Consider the following 17,463-nt stretch of genomic DNA (forward strand, 5'->3'; position numbering starts at 1 on the left):
TCTGGAGTAAGTTCGTCTCTGACAAGACGGTTCCGTCTATACGACACACGTCCGCAGAAAGGTCCGCAATGGCTGACGTCCTCTCCCAAGTCCTCACCTCTGGCCCCGGTTCGTTCCTGGCCAAGCAGCTCGGCGTGCCGCAGCCCCAGCCGCTGCGCCGCTACAAGGCCGGCGAACCCCCGCTGGCCGGCCCACTGCTGATCGGCGGCGAAGGCCGCGTCGCCGAGCCGCTGCGCGCTGCCCTAGCTGACGACTACGACCTGGTCGGCAACAACGTGGGCGGCCGCTGGGCCGACTCGTTCGGCGGTCTGCTGTTCGACGCCACCGGCATCACCAAGCCCGAGCAGCTCAAGCAGCTCCACCAGTTCTTCACGCCCGTCCTGCGCAACCTGGCCGCCAACAGCCGCGTCGTCGTCGTCGGCACCACGCCCGACGAGACCGACAGCATCGACGAGCGCATCGCCCAGCGCGCCCTGGAAGGCTTCACTCGGTCGCTCGGCAAGGAGCTGCAGCGCGGCGCCACCATCGGCCTGGTCTACCTGTCCGCCAAGGCCGCGCCGGCCGCGTCGGGCATCGAGTCGACCGTCCGCTTCCTGCTGTCGGGCAAGTCAGCGTACGTCGACGGCCAGGTGTTCTACGTCGGCGCCGCCGACTCCGTCGCCCCGGCAGACTGGGACAAGCCGCTCGCCGGCAAGGTCGCGCTGGTGACCGGTGCCGCCCGCGGCATCGGCGCCGAGATCGCCCGCGTCTTCGCGCGCGACGGTGCTGCCGTCGTCGCCATTGACGTCCCGCAGGCCGCGGACGCGCTGGCTGAGACCGCCGCCGCGGTCGGTGGCACCGCGCTGGCCCTGGACGTGACGGCCGACGACGCGGTGGACCAGATCGTCGCGCACCTGACCGAACATCACTCGGAAACTTCGGGTGGCAAGGCTCACATACTCGTCAACAACGCCGGCATCACCCGCGACAAGCTGCTCGCCAACATGGACGACGCCCGCTGGGACTCCGTCATCGCCGTGAACCTGCTTGCGCCGCAACGTCTTGCGCAGGGTCTGGTGGAGAACGGCACCATCGGTGAGGGCGGCCGGATCGTCGGCCTGTCGTCGATGGCGGGTATCGCCGGCAACCGCGGCCAGACCAACTACGCCGCCACCAAAGCCGGCATGATCGGCATGACCGACGCGTACGCCGAAGTTTTCGGCGAGAAGGGCGTCACCATCAACGCCGTCGCGCCGGGCTTCATCGAGACCAAGATGACCGACGCCATCCCGCTGGCCACGCGCGAGGTCGGCCGCCGGCTCAACTCGCTGTTCCAGGGCGGCCTGCCGGTCGACGTCGCCGAGCTGATCGCCTACTTCGCCAGCCCCGCCTCGAATGCCGTCACCGGCAACACGATTCGGGTCTGCGGCCAGGCCCTGTTGGGAGCCTGAGATGAGCCAGCCCAACGGTCTTCTCAACATGGCACGGGCGGTGGCGGGTGCGCTGCCGTTCGTGTCGCGGGGTTCCACCCTGCCGGCGCGCACCGTGACGGTGTCGGGCCTGACCATCGACCCGAAGAACGTCGCCGAGTACGCCGCGGTGACCGGGCTGCGGTTCGGCGACACCGTGCCGCTGACCTACCCGTTCGCGCTGACGTTCCCGACCATGATGTCGTTGGTCACCGGATTCGATTTCCCGTTCGCCGCAATGGGTTCGGTGCACATCGAGAACCACATCACCCAGCACCGGCCCATCAAGGTGACCGACAAGCTGGACGTGGCCGTGCGCGCGGAGAACCTGCGCGAGCACCGCAAGGGCCTGCTGGTCGACATCATCACCGACATCAAGGTCGGCAATGACCTGGTGTGGAGCCAGGTCACCACGTTCCTGCACCAGCAGCGGACCAGTCTTTCGGGCGAGCCGAAGCCGGAGCCGGTGAAGCAGCCGAAGCTGCCGCCGCCCAACGCGGTCATCAGCATCACGCCGGGCCAGATTCGGCACTACGCCGACGTCGGCGGCGACCACAACCCGATCCACACCAGCTCGATCGGCGCCAAGCTGTTCGGCTTCCCGACCGCCATTGCGCACGGAATGTTCAGCGCCGCAGCGGTTCTGGCCAACATCGAGGGCCAGCTGCCGGACGCGGTGAAGTACTCCGTGAAGTTCGGCAAGCCCGTGCTGCTGCCGGCCAAGGTGGGCCTGTACGTCGAACCCATCGACGGCGGCTGGGAACTGGCGCTGCGCAACCTGTCCAAGGGTTACCCGCACCTGACGGCGACGGTCACCAGTTTGTAGTCACGAGCAGACGCAAAACCCCCCTTTTACTCCGAAAAATGGGGGTTTTCGCGTCTGCTCGCGGGTTAGGGCGGGAGTAATTGGACAGACGGGCGGCCGTCTCCTGAACCGTCCGGGACGATGCGGGCAGCGACGCCATAAGCCGACCAAATCAATTCAGCGGTAAGGACTTCCGCGGGCGTACCGGCGGCAACAACCCGCCCCTTGTCGAGCACGACGAGCCGGTCGCAGAACAACGCCGCGAGCGTCAGGTCGTGCAGTGTCACCACCGCCGTCACCGGCAGCGCCCGGATCAGAGCGAGCAGTTCGAACTGGTGCCGGATGTCGAGGTGATTGGTAGGCTCGTCGAGCAGCAGTTCGCGGGGCTCCTGCGCGAGTGCCCGGGCGATCTGCACGCGCTGCTGCTCGCCGCCGGAAAGCGTGCGCCAATCCCGGTCGCGCATGGCCGTCGTCTCGGTCTGCTCCAGAGCACGCTCGACCGCGCGGTCGTCGGCCGCAGTGTCGCCGGACCAGATGCCACGGTGCGGAATTCGGCCCAACCGAACGATCTGTTCGACGGTGAGCTCCAGCTCCGTGCTGACCTGCTGCTCGACCACCGCGACGCGCTGCGCCACCGCGCGGCGACGATGGCCGGCAAGCGGCTGCCCGTCGAGCCGCACGGCGCCGGCGTCCGGATGCCGTAGCCCGGCCAGCAACCGCAGCAGCGACGACTTGCCGGCGCCGTTGGGCCCGAGCAGCCCCAATGTCTCACCGTCGGCCACGGCCAGCGACACCCCGTCGATGACGAGCCTGCCGCCCGCCGACCAGCTGACCGATTCGGCACTGAGCGCGCCCGTCATCGAATCCTCCTGCGCCGAGAGAGAATCCACATGAAGATGGGTACTCCGACGAGTGCGGTCACTACACCGACAGGCAGTTCCTGCGGCGCGAACACCGTACGGGCCGCGGCGTCGACCCAGACCAGGAAGATGGCGCCGGTGACCGCGGTGACCGGCAACAGCCGCCGGTGCGACGGCCCGACGATCATGCGCGCCGCGTGCGGCAACACCAGTCCGACGAAACCGATTGCGCCCGCGGCACTCACCAGCACGGCGGTCAGGAGCGCCGTCGTCGCCAGCAAGACGGCGCGGACCCGGCGCACCGATACCCCCAACGCGGCGGCCGCATCACGGCCGAAGGCGAACGCGTCCAAGGCATCTGACTGCAGCCAGCAGATCGCCAGGCAGGCCGCGCAGACGAGGCCGCACAACGCCACCTGAGACCAGCCGGCCCCGGCCAGCGAGCCCAGTAGCCAGAACAGCACCCCGCGGGTCTGTTGCGCGTCGGCCGACGAGAACACCACAATCGCCGTTGCGGCGGAAAAGAGTTGGGTACCGGCGACTCCGGCCAGCAGTACCCGGTCCTGTCCGCCGCCGGACACTGCGGCGAGCGCCAGGACCAGACCGAACGCGATCACCGCACCGACGAACGCGCCCCCCGACAGCGTCAGCGCACCACCGATACCCGCGACGACGACCAGCACCGCTCCCGTCGACGCTCCGGAGGAGATGCCCAGCATGAACGGGTCGGCCAGCGGGTTGCGCATCAGCGACTGCAGGATCGCCCCGCAGATGGCCAGGCCCGCACCACAGATCGCGGCCAACAGCGCGCGGGGCAGCCGCAGTTCCCAGACGATGCCGTCGTCGATCGGCGCGATCTGTGCGGGCCGACCCCAAAGATGTTGCGCGACGACCGCATACACGTCTCCGAAACCGAGGTCGGCAGGCCCGATGATCATGGCCGCCGCGATCGACAGCGCCAGGACCGCGCAGCCGAGCATCACCATTCCGGCGGTGCGCACAGCAGTCAGGACTTCCCGTCCAGCCCGAAAGCGCGTAGTCCGGACGCGACGGTCTCGACGGCGTCGACATTGCGCAGTGACGGGTCCATCGCACTGGCCGGCAAGATGATCCACCGCCGCTCCCGTACGGCCTTCAACTTGCTTGCCGCCGGGTCGGTTTCGAGGAACTTGATCTTGTCGGCGACGCTGTCGCCGTCCTTGCCCCGCGTCAGATCGGCGAGCACCAGCACGTCGGGGTCCCGCTGCAGGATGGCCTCCCACGAGATCTCGGGCCATAGCTGCCGGTTGTCGGCGAACGCATTGCGGGCCCCCACCGCGGTGGTGATGATGCCGGGCGCACCACAGCAGCCGGCGATGTACGGCGTTCTGGTACCGGCGTACCACCACATCAGGGAGACGTCGTCGGCTTTGAGACCGTTGGTGGCGGTCGTCATTCGCGAGCGCAGCGTCGATACCAGTCGGTCTCCCCGTTCTGAAACACCGAAAATCTTGGCGACATCAACGATTTCGGCGTACATGTCGTCGAGTGTCAACGCGCGTTGTTGCGCCGCATCCTGGCCGCCGCACTCACTGGACGACTGGTATGTCGGCACTCCCAGCCGCTCGAACCGATCGCGCGGCGCGACGCCCTGATCGGTGAACGACCAGTCGAACGTCGCATACACGAAGTCGGGTTTCTCTTTCAGCACCCGCTCGAACGACGGGAAATCCCGGCTCAGCACAGGCACTTTGGCGTTGTCGGCGGCGAGGTCGGGCCGGACGTCGTCGCTCCAGGACGCGGTACCGACCATCCGGTCGGCGAGGCCGAGCGCCAGGAGCAGTTCATTGGCCGGCTGGTTGATCGAAACAGCGCGCTGCGGTGGCGCTTTCACGGTCACCGTCCGTCCACAGTTCTTCAGCGTGACGGGATTGCCGGCGGCTCCGGCGTTGACAGTTCCGGTCGCCCGCGGTCCGCCACAGGAGCAGACCAGCGAAACAACCAGTGCGACAAGCACAATGGTACGTCGAGACACGGCGGCGCCTTCCGATCCGGGACTCAGGTCGCGGAGTCCATGCGTGGGCGGGTCCTCGCGCCGCCAGGCCGCGAGAGCCCGAGCCAGCAGGTCTTCGGACTCGGGATCGACCAGGCCGGAGCGCCTTCCCAGCCCACGTGGGGCCAGTGGCAGTTGCTCCGCCTGTCCCCCTCACCGCTGCGCGTCAGTTCCGGGTTCGCACCGGATTCCCTGACCCAACCGCGTTGGGTTCGACTGGCTCGAGTCGGACCATACCAGCGCCGCGGGGGTGGTATGCCTGGCAAGCAGTTCGCCGTGAGCATTCATTCTGCGCTGAGAGCGACAAATGTCGAGTGGACGCGGCCGTGAGCGCAGGATCGACCGCGGCGCCCGGTTGACCCTGCGGCCACGGCGCAAAAGTTCGAGTACCCACCACCGCCAGCGCAGAGTCAACACACGCGTGAGTGATCCTGCGGCCAGGGCGTGGTTGCCCAAGTGGCACTTGCGAATTGAAGCCGTCAGCAAATGTTGACGTTGTCAGCCCAAGCTGACCGCTCCCGGCGAAACATGCCAACAGAGACCGATACTCAAGTTGCAGATGTGACGACTCGCGTCATGCCCGCAGCGCCACGTACCGCCCGCCGGGAAGGCCGAAAAGAATCAGGGCTCGGCGCGCTTACCCTTCAGGCCGCGCCAGAACAGGTTGATCATCAGCTCGGTGGCGTCGTTGACGTCGGTGTCGCCGGCGCTGACGCGGGAGGCGATGGCCTCACCGGCGCCCACGAGGGCCACGGCCATCATCTCGAAGTCGCTGTCCGGCTCCGGGTTTCGGGTACCGGTGCTGAGCAGCCGGGCCACCAGGTCGATGATCTTCTCGCGGCCCTCGCGCACGGTGTGGGCGAACGCCTGCGAGCTGGTGGCCTGCGTGTAGAGCACGATCCAGGACGCCCGGTTGCGGTCGATGTACGTCATGAACGACAGCACCGCGTTGCGCAGCAGGTCGCGCGGGCTCTGGGTGAAGTTGATGTCGGCCCGCACGGTATCGACGAAGCGGGTCAGCTCCCGATCCAGGCAGGCGGCGAACAGCTCTTCCTTCGAGCCGTAGTAGAGGTACAGCATCGGCTTCGAGATCTCGGCCTGCGCGGCGATCGCGTCCATCGAGGTCTCGTGATAGCCGTTCACCGAGAACATCTGCACGGCGGCGTCGAGCATCTGCTGTTCGCGGACGGCCCGCGGCAGCCGTTTGGTTCCACCTGCCATCAGATCAGGGTATGCAACGAGCGGCTCACTTCACGCATTTCGCGCCCGGACCCTTCATGGCCGCCACCCGCAGCACCGACTTGTCGACCTGCGCCTGGTCCAGCTGGCCGGCCTTCGCGGCCGCCTCGAGCTTGTCCAGCACCTCCGGGATGCCATCGGTGGTGATCCACAGGGCGACGTCCGCGCCGGCCTGCAGCGCCTTGAGCGCCGCGTCGGCCACGCCGAAGTGCTGGGTGATGGCCGCCATGCCGGTCAGATCGTCGGTGAACACCACTCCGTCGAACGGCGGGCCGCCGTACTCGCCGCTGCGCAGCAAGTCGTAGGCCGGCTTGCTCAGGCTGGCCGGGTCGTCGCCGAGCGTCAGGCCCGGCACCTGCAGATGACCGACCATCACGGCGACGGGCTGCTGCGTCGTCAGCGTCCGGTACGGCACCAGGTCGTTGTCCTTCAGCGCCTCCAGCGGCGGCGTCTTCACGCCACCGGTGTGCGAGTCGCCCGAGCCGTGCCCGTGTCCCGGGAAGTGCTTGAGCACCGGTACGAGTGCCGCCTCGCGCAGGCCCGCGGCGTATGCCCCGGCGTACTCGGTGACCTTCTGCGGGTCCGAGCCGAAGGAGCGGTCCCCGATGACCTCGTCGTCGGCCTCTTCGGTCACGTCGGCGTCGGGCGCGAAGTCGACGGTGATGCCGAACTTGTCCTTCATCTGCTGCCCGCGGTCCTTGGCGATGGCCTGCACCTCGGCCGGGGACTTGGTCGCCGCAAGGACCCGCGCCGACTCCTGCGGGCCGATCAGCTTCTTGAGCCGGGACACCCGGCCCCCCTCCTCGTCGATGCTGACCGCCAGCGGCAGCGCGCCCGATGCGGCCTGCAGCGCAGGGATCGAGCCGTCCGACAGCATGGACAGGTCCGTCCAGCTACCGATGAAGATGCCGCCGACCTGCTGCTGTGTCACCGCGGCGCGGGCATCGGCGGCGTCCTTGACGCCCACCATGAGCAACTGGGCCAGCTTCTGCCGCAGGGTGAGGGTGCTGAGCAGCGCGTTCGGATCGCACGGCGGGGCGGTCGGTGCGGGCGCGTCCATCGGCTTGCTCGACGACGCGGTGCTGGGGGCCTGGCTGGACGTGCTGGACGCCGCCGGACGGTCGGACGACGACGAGCAACCGGCGACCAATCCGGACACCAGTGCCAGCGCGCCGAGGGTTCGGGTCAGGGACATGGGGTCCGAGCCTAGCCGTGCGAGGAGTCGCGCGACCGGGGCACATTGGTCCCGCGATGACCTGCACGCAGGCCGGCGAGCACGGAAGCAGGCAGGTCGTCATGCTAGTTTGGGCGCCATGGACCGCTTCCTCGTGCCCGCCGGAGCCAGCATCGTGGTCGGTCTGTTGCTCGGCGCTGCAGCGGTCTTCGGCACCACGCTGATGCTGGAGCAGGACACCAAGCCGACGCTGCAATCGGGCGATCCAGCGTCATCGGTGCTCAACCGGGTCGAATACGGCAACCGCAGCTGATCCCGCGGCGCCGCTCTCGCGGCGCTGCCTATGGGTCGTCAGCGCGGCCGCACTGGTCCTGACGTTCGCCCAGTCACCGGGCCGGGTCTCGCCCGACACCAAACTCGATCTCACCGCCAACCCCGCACGCTTCCTGTCGCGGGCCGCGAATCTGTGGAGCAGCGACCTCCCCTTCGGCCAGTCGCAGAACCAGGCCTACGGCTACCTGTTCCCGCACGGCACGTTCTTCCTCGCCGGTGACGTCATCGGCCTGCCCGGCTGGGTGACTCAGCGACTGTGGTGGGCACTGCTGCTGGTCGTCGGATTCTGGGGGCTGGTGCGCGTCGCCGAGGCCCTCGGCATCGGCAGCCGATCGTCCCGCGTCCTCGCCGCCGTGGCGTTCGCCCTGTCCCCGCGGGCGCTGACGACGCTGGGCGCCATCTCGTCCGAGACTCTGCCGATGATGCTGGCGCCGTGGGTGCTGCTGCCGGTGATCCTGGCGCTGCGCGGCGATCCGCGGATTCGGCAGCTGGCGGCCCGCTCGGCCGCCGCCGTCGCGCTGATGGGCGCGGTGAATGCCGTCGCCACGCTGACGGGCTGCCTGGCCGCGATCTTCTGGTGGGCCGCGCACCGGCCCAACCGGCGCTGGTGGCGCTTCACGGCCTGGTGGTTCGGCTGCACGCTGCTCGCGATCCTGTGGTGGGCCGTGGCGCTGCTGCTGCTCGGCCGGATCAGCCCGCCGTTCCTGGACTTCATCGAATCGTCGGGCGTGACGACGCAGTGGCTGTCGCTGACCGAGGTGCTGCGCGGAACCTACGGCTGGACGGCGTTCGTCGCGACCAATGCGACGGCCGGGTCGTCGCTGGTGACCGGTTCGGTGGCGGTACTGGCCACGACACTGGTGGCGGCCGGCGGCATGGCCGGCCTGGCGATGCGCAGCATGCCGGCGCGTGGGCGGCTCATCTCGATGCTGCTACTCGGTCTGCTGCTGCTGGCGGTCGCGTACTCGGGTGGCCTGGGCTCGCCGATCGCGCACCAGGTGCAGATCTTCCTGGACGCCGCCGGCACGCCGCTGCGCAACGTCCACAAACTCGAGCCCGTGCTGCGGCTGCCGCTGGCGCTGGGCCTGGCCCACGTGCTGGGCCGGATTCCGTTGCCGGGCACCGTGCCGCGGCGGGAGTGGATCAACGCGTTCGCGCACCTCGAGCGGGACAAGCGGATGGCCGTGGCCGTGGTGCTGCTGACAGCGCTGGCCGCCGGCACGTCGCTGGCGTGGACGGGCCGGCTCGCCGCGCCGGGTACCTACCGCGCCATCCCGCAGTACTGGCACCAGACCGCGGACTGGCTCGACGCCCACAACGCCGAGACGCCGGGACGCGTGCTCGTCGCTCCGGGTGCGCCGTTCGCGAACCAGGTCTGGGGCAATACGCATGACGAGCCGCTGCAGGTCCTCGAGCGCGGCGCGTGGGGCGTGCGCGACTCGATTCCGCTGACGCCGCCCGAGACCATCCGCGCCCTGGACTCCGTGCAACGCCTGTTCGCCACCGGGCGGCCGTCCGCCGGATTGGCCGACACGCTTTCCCGCCAAGGTATTTCGTTCGTCGTGGTGCGCAACGACCTCGATCCCGACAACTCCCGGTCCGCGCGGCCGCTGCTGGTGCACCGGGCCTTGGAAGGTTCCCGGGGGATCACAAAAGTCGCCCAGTTCGGTGACCCCGTCGGCCCGGGCACGCTCGACGGCTTCGTCTCCGACAGCGGCCTGCGGCCGCGCTACCCCGCCGTCGAGATCTACCGCGTGACGGGCGCCGCGACCACCGTGCCGTACCTGGCCGACGCCGACACCATGCCCCGCATCGACGGCGGGCCCGAATCACTGCTGCGCATCGACGAGCGTCGCCGCCTGATGGGCCGAAACCCGTTGGGCCCCATGATCTTGACGTCCGACGCGCAGCGCGCCGGACTGCCGGTGCCCGAGGTCACCGTCACCGACACCCCGCTGGCCCGGGAAACCGACTACGGCCGTGTCGATGACCACTCGTCGGCGGTGCGGGCCCCCGACGACCCGCGGCGCACCTTCAACCGCGTCATGGACTACCCCAGCCCGGGCGCCACGACCGCCTACGGCCAGTGGCCGGGCGGACGGATCACGACGTCGAGTTCGTCGTCCGATTCCACCGCGCTGCCCAACGTGGCGACGGCGGCCGGGCCGGCCGCGGCGATCGACGGCGACACTTCGACCAGCTGGGTGTCCAGCTCGTTGCAAACCGCTGTGGGGCAATGGCTTCAGGTCGACTTCGACCATCCGGTGACCAACGCGACCATCACCCTGACACCCAGCGCCACCGCCGTCGGCGCCCAGGTGCGCCGGATCGAAGTGGCAACAGCCAACGGCACCAGCACCATTCGTTTCGACCAGCCCGGCAAACCACTTACCGCAGCCCTGCCCTATGGCGAGACGTCGTGGATCCGGTTTACCGCGACCGGCACCGACGACGGCTCCCCCGGCGTGCAGTTCGGCATCACCGACTTCTCCGTGACGCAGTACGACGCGTCCGGTTTCGCCCACGCCGTGAGCCTGCGGCACACCGTCGACGTTCCCGGTCCACCGCCGGGATCAGCTGTCGCACAATGGGATCTGGGCAACGACCAACTGGGCCGGCCCGGCTGCGCCCAGGGCCCGAACGGGGTCCGGTGCGCCGCCACCATGGCCCAATCGCCCGAAGAGCCCGTGAACATGAGCCGCACCCTCACCGTGCCGGCTCCGGTCGCCGTCGTCCCCACGATCTGGGTGCAGGCCCGGCAGGGGCCGCACCTGGCCGACCTCGTGACCCAGCCCGGCACCACCCGGGCGTCCGGTGATTCCGACGTCATCGACGTCGAGGGATCGGCCTACGCCGCCACCGACGGCGACCCGCGCACCGCCTGGGTGGCCCCGCAGGGCATCGTCCAGTTCCGGGGCGGCGCCAACCTGACCGTGCACCTGCCGGCCCCGACGACCGTCAGCGCCCTGCGACTCACGCCCAGCGCCTCCGAGCTGCCGGCGCATCCGACCGTCGTCGCCGTCGATCTCGGCAACGGACCGCAGGTCCGACGGATCGGCGACGGGCCGCAGACCATCAAGCTCGCCCCCGCCAAGACCGACACCATCAAGCTGTCGATCCTCGACTGGCACGACCTGATCGACCGCACGTCACTGGGATTCGATCAGGTGAAGCCGCCGGGCCTGGCCGAGGTCACCGCCCTCGACGACCGCGGCGCGCCGATCGCCCCCGCCGACGCGGCTGCCAACCGGCGCCGCGCCATCACGCTGCCGTGTGGCCGCGGACCGATCATCGCGATCGCGGGCCAGTTCCTGCAGACCTCGGTGCACACCACGGTCGGCGCGCTGCTGGAGAGCGAGCCCATCGCGGCCCAGCCGTGCCAGTCCGCGCCGCTGCAACTGCCCGCCGGGAAGCAGGAGCTGCTGATCAGCCCCGGCCCGTTCTTCACCGTCGTCGGCGCCCGCCTCACCGGCCCGCTCGCGACCCACATCCACAGCGCCCCAACAACTCCCGCGCAGCTGAAGAAATGGACGTCCGACCACCGCGAGGTGGACGTGGCCCCGTCTCCGGTACAGCGGGTGCTCGTCGTGCCCGAGAGCGTCAACCCCGGCTGGACGGCTCATACCGCCAACGGCGCCATCCTCACGCCGGTGACCATCAACGGCTGGCAACAGGGCTGGGTGCTACCGGCCGGCACCGCGGGCATCGTGACGCTGACGTTCCCGCTCAACACTCCGTACCGCATCGGGCTGTTCGGCGGGCTCGCGCTGCTCCCGTTCCTGGCACTGTTGGCGCTGCTACCGATGCGGCGCCGCGTCGATGACGACGCGACGCAGACCTGGCAGCCGGGTCCCGCGGTCGTCGGCGTGGCCCTCGTCGGGTTCGGTTTCCTGGTGGCCGGATTCGCGGGTCTGGCGACCGTCGGCGCGGCCATCGGCATCCGGTACCTACTGAGATCACGGGTGCGATGGCTGGACGGCTGGACCGTCATCGCCTCGGCGAGCGGCCTGATCGGTGCGGGCGCGGTGCTCAGCGCGTACCCGTGGCGGTCGGTGGACGGCTACGTGGGGCATTCACCGTGGGTGCAGTTCCTGGCACTGGTCTCCGTCGCGGCGCTGGCCGCGTCGTTGTGGGACCCGCCGCCGCGTGCGGAGAAATTGATCAGCTGAACATCGTCAGCGCCGGCGACGCACCGCCGGCAGCGCGACCAGGCAGGTGGCGGCGAGCACGCCGACTCCGATGGCGAAGCAGATGCCGGCGCTGCGCAGCCCCCAGCGCTGCGCGGCCAGGCCTTCGCCGATGACGGGCAGCGAGATGGCCAGGTAGGCCACCACGAACAGCGTTGAGGTGACTTCGGCGCGCCGGTCGACCGGCGTGGCCTCGGTGATGGCGGCCAGGCCGCGGCTGAAGCTGATGCCTTGTCCCGCACCGGAAATGATCGCGGCGGCGACGAGTCCGGCGAGTGAGCTGGTGACCAGCGCCGCGGTCAAGACGATCATGCCGAGCACCAGCGTGGCGCAGCCGATGGCCAGCGCGCGGTGTGGCTGCATCCGGTTGGCCGCCACCTGGGCCCCTGCTGAGGCGAGGAAGGCGCAGCTAGCGACCACCCCGGCTGCGGCATGGTTCTCGATGCCGATCATGGTGGACAGGAATGCCGGTGCCAGCGCGGCGAACAGTCCCATGCACGCAAACCCCGCGAACGTCCCGATGGCCGCGAGGGCGAAGGTGCCACGCACCTCCGCGGGAAGCTGCAGCCGCTGTGCACCGAGTTGTCCTGTCCTGGCCGATGTTTCGGGCACCGCGATGACCGCGAGACCTGCCGCCACCGCCAATCCGATGTGCAACGCGAAGGCCAGCTGCAGCGGCGCCGGACAGTACTGAACCAGAACACCGGCCAACAAGGGACCGGCGCCCAGACCGCCGATGTTGGCGATGGTGGTGATCGCGGCAGCCTTGCTGCGCCACTTCGGCGGTGCGGATTCGATGATCGCCGCGGTGGCCGTGCCGGTGAAGATGCCGGCAGACAATCCGGACAACACCCGAGCCACCACCAGAGTGAGCACGGTGTCAGCGACCAGGAACGTCGCGGCACTGGCGACCGCGAGGGCCACCCCGGTGAGCAGAACCGGCCGTCGGCCGACTGCGTCGGACCAGCGCCCGAACAGCACCAGCGCCGCCAGCACGCCACCGGCGTAGGCCGCGTAGATCACCGTGCCGGTGAGGACGGTGAAGCCGACGGTGCCGGCGTACAGGGCATACATCGGGGTCGGCAGGGTGGTGCCGGCCATGATCACCGCGAATGCGTAGGCCAGCAGCACGGTGGCCGCGCAGCCACCGGACCTGCGGTTTCGACCGCTCGACGTGCGGGCCTCGGCGCTGACCGTCATGACCGCTTCGATGACGCCGACGTCGCGGACGGCGGCGTCATGGCCTGTACCGCGCCCCGAGTTGTTTCGGCGAGGTCGTGGATGGCGATGTGGCCGATGTAACCGTCGGGCCGAATGAGCACCAGCGTGTCCCGGGTCAAGCCATAGATCTTGGCGAATTCTCCGGTCGGGTCACTGAGTGCGCCGTCAGGGCCGCCATCGATGACGAGGCGGTCGAGTCGCGCACCGCCGGTGGGCCAGTCCAGCGCCGCCAACGCGTCAGCGGCGTGCCGACCGTAGGCCAGCGCGGTGAAATGCGGTCCGCGGCAAGCGTCGAACAGTCGTACGCGGCGCCCGTCCGCGGTGACGAGGTCGGCGTCCGGCGCGCGGTCACCCACGCGCAGCGTCGCGGTGTGGTCGGCGGCCAGCGGCGCCAGCGGCCCGCCGCGGTAGGTCAGGGCGAGTTGTTTCTCGTCCTTGCCGCGCCGCATGCTCGAGGGGTCGAGCTTGGCAATCCCTTCGTACTTCTTCGTGGAGAGCCCGAGCACGCCGGCGGCGATGGGCCGGCGTTCCTGCTCGTAGGTGTCGAGGAGCCGATCGTCGGCACCGGCGAGGACCTGGCCGAGTTTCCAGCCCAGGTTGTAGGCGTCGCCGATGCCGGTGTTGAGGCCCTGGGCGCCGGCGGGGGTGTGCACGTGGGCGGCGTCACCGATCAGCAGGACGCGACCGCGGCGGTAGTTCTCGGCCAGCCGGATGTTGGGCCGAAACACCGACTGCCACTGGATGTCTCGCAGCGCGAGGCGCTTGTTGCGGGTGTGCGATTGGATGCGCGCGTTGATCTGAGCCAGGTTTTGCGGCGGTTGTTCGTCGGGCGCGAGCCGGATCATCCACTGGAAGGTGTCGCTGTGCGGCAGCGGGCAGGCGCCCACGAAGCGGCCTTTGACGCCGGGCCACACGTGCCAGTACTTGCGCGACAGGCCACCCGAGACGGCGCCGTCGACGATGAGGATGCGGTCGGCCTCGTCGGTGGATCCGCTGAACTCGACGCCAAGGATTTTGCGGATCCGGCTGGCGCCGCCGTCGGCGCCGGCGAGGTACCGCGCGGTGATGTCCTCGCCGCCATCCGCGGTCGTGACGTGTGCGGTGACATGGGTGCCGTCGTCGGTGTAATCCACCAGCTCGGTGCCGAATTCGACACGCCCGCCGAGGGATTCGAACCGCGCGTGCAATGCACGGTCAGTGCGGTGCTGCGGGATCAGCCAGGTGTCGGGATAGGGCACGTCGGGACTGCGCTTGCCCTTTGCCATCGCGCGGTACGGGATGGTGAGGGGGCCGAGGTGGATTCCCATCGGCGGGTACAGGGCGCCCTGATCGACGATGTCGGGCAGGGCGCCCAGGTCCTCGAGAACCTCGAGGGTGCGCGGCTGGACGCCTTTGGCGCGCGAACCGTCGAAGGCGTGCGGCGCCTTGTCGATGAGACGTACCGCCACGCCTCGGCGGGCGAGGTCGATCGCGAGCGCGGTGCCGGCAGGCCCCGCGCCGATGATCAAGACGTCGGTCGTGCTGCTTGTTGTGGTCATGGGTCAAGCCGATCTGTAGAAGGTCGCCAATTGATCGGCGACGACGAGCGGGCGTTCGAACGGAGCCATGTGGCCGCAGTCATCGATGACGTGGCATTGGCTGGGCCGGAGCAGTTCACGGACCTGGTCCAGGCTGCTGATCGGGGTGACGTTGTCCTGGCGACCCCAGATCAATTGGGTGGGCAGGCCGAGTGCGCCGGTCTGCCGGTAGAGCTCGGCGCGCTGGAACAATGGAAAGTGCTGCAGCGTCGCGAAAAGAGCGTAGATGGACCCTTCGTATCGCGAGGCGTCGCCGATCATGGCCGCCAGTGCGGCAGCGCGGTAGGGCTCCGCCACATTGTGTCCCAGATGCTGTTCGAGGAAGCGTCGCCCGAACCGCTTGGCGATGGCGCCGGCCGCGATGTCATTGCGCAGCAACAGTTTCTGCGCGACGGGTTGCCGGCTCAGCCCGGCGGGGCCCACCAGCGTCAGGGTGGCCGCACTCCCGACGTGTTGCCTCACATAGGCCATGGAGATCAGCGCACCCATCGACGTGCCCACCACGTGGTAGGACGCGGGTAGGTCGAGGTGCTGGACGAGTTCGCGGAGTTGGCGGACGAACAGCGCCTCGTCGTAGCGGGCGACGACGCGGTCGGAGTAGCCGCGGCCGTAGGCACTGTAGGCCAGTGTGCGCAGGCCGCGGGCATGGAGCTCGGCAGCCAAGTCGTCCCAGTAGAACAACGGAATCGTCAGCCCGCCGGCCAGCACGACGACGTCGCCGCCGTCGGGCCCGGTCAGCTCGTAATGTGTTACGCCGTCGGATAATCGGATGTAGTCGCCGCGCAGAGTGCCCCGTGTGGCGGCATCGAGCCGGCGGTCTTCACCACTTGCCACGAAGTACTTCATTCGGCGCCCCCGAACTGGAGGGACCGCAGGTACTCGGCGATCGCGTCGGCCACCCAGACGGGGTCTTCCTCGGGGAGCAGGTGCCCGCCGTCGGGATGGACTTTTTCAACGCTGCCGGCGATGTCGCGGGTGAAGTGCTGGCCGTCCATGTCGGCACTGCGCAACACCAGGGTCGGCACGTGGATGTGGGGAATCTCGCCACTGCGGTCGGGCTGGTCGGTGCACAGGAAATCGACGAACGCTGCGCGGTTACCGGGCCGGTTCCACATCCGGTGCGCGCGCTCCACCATCGCGGCGTCGACGATGTCGGAGTTGGGCCCGACGGCCTGGCGCAGACTGCGCTCGACGGCGCGCCGCGGCATGAACCGTCGCAACAGCTGACCCACAATGGGATTGCGCGCCAGTGCCATCGCAGCCGGCAGTTCCTTGTCGGGGTAGCCGGTGGCATTGATCAACACCAGACCCGTCAGCTGCAGATGGTCGGGGTGATCGAGCGCGAGGTTCCAGGCGATGTTGCCGCCCAGCGAGTTACCCGCCACGGCGCATCGCTCGACGCCGAGGGCGTCCAAGAAGCGCGCGAGCGTCTCGGCGTACGTAGTGACGCGGTAGTCGCGGTCGGGACGCGGCCCCGTCACCCCGAAACCGGGCAGGTCCAGACGGATCACGTCGAAGGACGGCCATAGCCGTTGGGCGACGGCCTCCACCCCGTACAGCGACGACGCGCTGCCGTGCAGCAGCACCAAGGTCGGGCCCGTACCCGAGCGCTTGTAGTGGATCCGCATGCCGTCGACGGTGGCGAACTGCGAGTTCGAATGAACGTCGGTATCGCTGATTTCCATAATGGATACAGTGTTGCCGTTATTGTGATTGCTGTCAAGGGTCGGCATACTGGCCGCGTGAGCACATCACGTACCAGCGCCGAGCTGGAGCAGAGCCCGCGGCGATCGCGCGGCCGTCCCCGGGTGCCGCTGGACCGGATCATCGCGACAGCCGTTGCGCTCCTGGACGAGGACGGCGCAGACGCGCTGTCGATGCGCAATCTGGCGCAGCGTCTCGACTCGGGTACCGCGACGCTGTACCGGCATTTCACCGGCCGGCCTCAGCTGGTCGCCCAGGTGATCGACAGCGTGCTGGCCGAGGCGCACGTCGACGACGAGGCACTCGACGCCATGACATGGCAGCAAGCCTGCGAAGCGTTGGCGCACAACCTGTTCGATGTATTCCGGCGCCACCCGCACGTCGCACCACTGCTGGTCGAGAAGATTCCGACCGGGCCCAATGCGATGGCCCAGCGCGAGCAGACAATCGCACTGCTGCTCAAATCGGGCTTCGCGCCGCCATTGGCCGCGCAGGCGTGCGCCACGCTGGCGCGCTACGTGCTGGGGTTCGCCACGCAGCTGTCCCCGCCGGACACCGACGCCGCGGACCGGGACAAGGTCTGGCAGTCCCTGGACCCACAGGCGTTTCCCGCCACCGTCAGCGTGGCCGATCACCTGCCTGTGCCACTGGAACAGGAGTTCGCCTTCGGCCTGGAACTGCTGATCAAAGGCCTGAGTCAGGTTGCGCACCAAAGTAGTTGAGCCCTGACGGCAACCTGGTCACGATTGCCTGTTGACATCGCACGACATTATCGGACACACTGTATCCATTAATCTCGCTGTGGTTATCGGCGCGTGGGTGGATTCGCGCTGCGGCACCGATCACACCAGCGCGACGGCGCCCCGCGAAGGCCGTACAGGAG

General features: G+C 69.0%; 14 protein-coding genes and 1 riboswitch. Of the genes, 5 read left to right on the plus strand and 9 right to left on the minus strand.

The features are described from left to right. Window positions 1-68: 68 nt before the first annotated feature. Window positions 69-1,430: a 3-oxoacyl-ACP reductase gene (locus tag QRN63_RS06685; RefSeq protein WP_285030086.1), complete on the plus strand. Its 1,362-nt coding sequence runs from the start codon at window positions 69-71 to the stop codon at window positions 1,428-1,430. A gap of 1 nt (window position 1,431) precedes the next feature. Next, window positions 1,432-2,274: a MaoC/PaaZ C-terminal domain-containing protein gene (locus tag QRN63_RS06690; RefSeq protein ID WP_267316112.1), complete on the plus strand. Its 843-nt coding sequence runs from the start codon at window positions 1,432-1,434 to the stop codon at window positions 2,272-2,274. A 65-nt stretch (window positions 2,275-2,339) separates the two neighbouring features. Here the strand turns inward: QRN63_RS06690 and QRN63_RS06695 are convergent, their stop codons facing one another. From QRN63_RS06695 to QRN63_RS06715, 5 genes are all read right to left on the minus strand, one after another. After that, on the minus strand, window positions 2,340-3,113 hold the full coding sequence (locus QRN63_RS06695) for an ABC transporter ATP-binding protein (RefSeq protein ID WP_285030087.1): 774 nt from the start codon (window positions 3,111-3,113) through the stop codon (window positions 2,340-2,342). Further along, on the minus strand, window positions 3,110-4,099 hold the full coding sequence (locus QRN63_RS06700) for a FecCD family ABC transporter permease (RefSeq protein ID WP_285030541.1): 990 nt from the start codon (window positions 4,097-4,099) through the stop codon (window positions 3,110-3,112). Before QRN63_RS06700 ends, QRN63_RS06695 begins: the two co-directional genes overlap by 4 nt. A 20-nt stretch (window positions 4,100-4,119) precedes the next feature. Next, a complete protein-coding gene (locus QRN63_RS06705) occupies window positions 4,120-5,127 on the minus strand; it encodes an ABC transporter substrate-binding protein (RefSeq protein WP_285030088.1) in 1,008 nt (335 codons plus the stop codon). A gap of 68 nt (window positions 5,128-5,195) precedes the next feature. Further along, a riboswitch (cobalamin riboswitch) is annotated at window positions 5,196-5,381 on the minus strand. A 385-nt stretch (window positions 5,382-5,766) separates the two neighbouring features. Beyond that, on the minus strand, window positions 5,767-6,366 hold the full coding sequence (locus QRN63_RS06710; protein WP_267316115.1) for a TetR/AcrR family transcriptional regulator: 600 nt from the start codon (window positions 6,364-6,366) through the stop codon (window positions 5,767-5,769). 25 nt (window positions 6,367-6,391) lie between these two features. Then, on the minus strand, window positions 6,392-7,579 hold the full coding sequence (locus tag QRN63_RS06715) for a glycoside hydrolase family 3 N-terminal domain-containing protein (RefSeq protein WP_285030089.1): 1,188 nt from the start codon (window positions 7,577-7,579) through the stop codon (window positions 6,392-6,394). 118 nt (window positions 7,580-7,697) lie between these two features. Here QRN63_RS06715 and QRN63_RS06720 point away from each other — a divergent pair, with 118 nt between their 5' ends. Together QRN63_RS06720 and QRN63_RS06725 are read left to right on the plus strand one after the other, a co-directional pair. After that, window positions 7,698-7,871 carry a DUF2613 domain-containing protein gene (locus QRN63_RS06720; protein WP_020103457.1) on the plus strand — a complete coding sequence of 58 codons (174 nt, stop codon included), beginning with the start codon at window positions 7,698-7,700 and terminating at the stop codon, window positions 7,869-7,871. 52 nt (window positions 7,872-7,923) lie between these two features. Next, on the plus strand, window positions 7,924-12,060 hold the full coding sequence (locus tag QRN63_RS06725; protein WP_285030542.1) for an alpha-(1->3)-arabinofuranosyltransferase: 4,137 nt from the start codon (window positions 7,924-7,926) through the stop codon (window positions 12,058-12,060). Window positions 12,061-12,066: 6 nt separating this feature from the next. Here the strand turns inward: QRN63_RS06725 and QRN63_RS06730 are convergent, their stop codons facing one another. From QRN63_RS06730 to QRN63_RS06745, 4 genes are read right to left on the minus strand one after another with little or no spacing between them, the layout of a single operon-like run. Beyond that, entirely contained in the window at window positions 12,067-13,278 is a 1,212-nt protein-coding gene (locus QRN63_RS06730; protein ID WP_285030095.1) for an MFS transporter, read from the minus strand. Then, window positions 13,275-14,837, minus strand: a complete 1,563-nt coding sequence (locus tag QRN63_RS06735) for an FAD-dependent oxidoreductase (protein ID WP_285030097.1) — start codon at window positions 14,835-14,837, stop codon at window positions 13,275-13,277. The genes QRN63_RS06730 and QRN63_RS06735 overlap by 4 nt, the downstream gene beginning before the upstream one ends. Before the next feature lie 3 nt (window positions 14,838-14,840). Then, window positions 14,841-15,710, minus strand: coding sequence for an alpha/beta fold hydrolase (locus QRN63_RS06740; RefSeq protein ID WP_285030099.1), 870 nt, complete (start codon window positions 15,708-15,710; stop codon window positions 14,841-14,843). 8 nt (window positions 15,711-15,718) lie between these two features. Beyond that, window positions 15,719-16,561 (minus strand): alpha/beta fold hydrolase, encoded by an 843-nt coding sequence (locus tag QRN63_RS06745; protein WP_285030100.1) that lies wholly within the window; start codon window positions 16,559-16,561, stop codon window positions 15,719-15,721. Window positions 16,562-16,618: 57 nt separating this feature from the next. Between QRN63_RS06745 and QRN63_RS06750 the strand changes: the two genes are divergently transcribed. Then, complete coding sequence (locus tag QRN63_RS06750; protein ID WP_350224433.1) at window positions 16,619-17,302, plus strand: TetR/AcrR family transcriptional regulator; 684 nt, start codon at window positions 16,619-16,621, stop codon at window positions 17,300-17,302. Window positions 17,303-17,463: the final 161 nt, after the last annotated feature.

The sequence above is a fragment of the Mycolicibacterium sp. lyk4-40-TYG-92 genome, from assembly GCF_030209435.1.
Lineage (GTDB): Bacteria > Actinomycetota > Actinomycetes > Mycobacteriales > Mycobacteriaceae > Mycobacterium.

What these genes read in the sequence shown, in the direction of transcription:
- QRN63_RS06690 (WP_267316112.1), top strand. Translation starts at nt 1,432, where the DNA reads ATGAGCCAGCCCAACGGTCTTCTCAACATGGCACGGGCGGTGGCGGGT.
- QRN63_RS06710 (WP_267316115.1), bottom strand. Translation starts at nt 6,366, where the DNA reads ATGGCAGGTGGAACCAAACGGCTGCCGCGGGCCGTCCGCGAACAGCAG.
- QRN63_RS06720 (WP_020103457.1), top strand. Translation starts at nt 7,698, where the DNA reads ATGGACCGCTTCCTCGTGCCCGCCGGAGCCAGCATCGTGGTCGGTCTG.
- QRN63_RS06715 (WP_285030089.1), bottom strand. Translation starts at nt 7,579, where the DNA reads ATGTCCCTGACCCGAACCCTCGGCGCGCTGGCACTGGTGTCCGGATTG.
- QRN63_RS06700 (WP_285030541.1), bottom strand. Translation starts at nt 4,099, where the DNA reads ATGGTGATGCTCGGCTGCGCGGTCCTGGCGCTGTCGATCGCGGCGGCC.
- QRN63_RS06685 (WP_285030086.1), top strand. Translation starts at nt 69, where the DNA reads ATGGCTGACGTCCTCTCCCAAGTCCTCACCTCTGGCCCCGGTTCGTTC.
- QRN63_RS06695 (WP_285030087.1), bottom strand. Translation starts at nt 3,113, where the DNA reads ATGACGGGCGCGCTCAGTGCCGAATCGGTCAGCTGGTCGGCGGGCGGC.
- QRN63_RS06735 (WP_285030097.1), bottom strand. Translation starts at nt 14,837, where the DNA reads ATGACCACAACAAGCAGCACGACCGACGTCTTGATCATCGGCGCGGGG.
- QRN63_RS06730 (WP_285030095.1), bottom strand. Translation starts at nt 13,278, where the DNA reads ATGACGGTCAGCGCCGAGGCCCGCACGTCGAGCGGTCGAAACCGCAGG.
- QRN63_RS06745 (WP_285030100.1), bottom strand. Translation starts at nt 16,561, where the DNA reads ATGGAAATCAGCGATACCGACGTTCATTCGAACTCGCAGTTCGCCACC.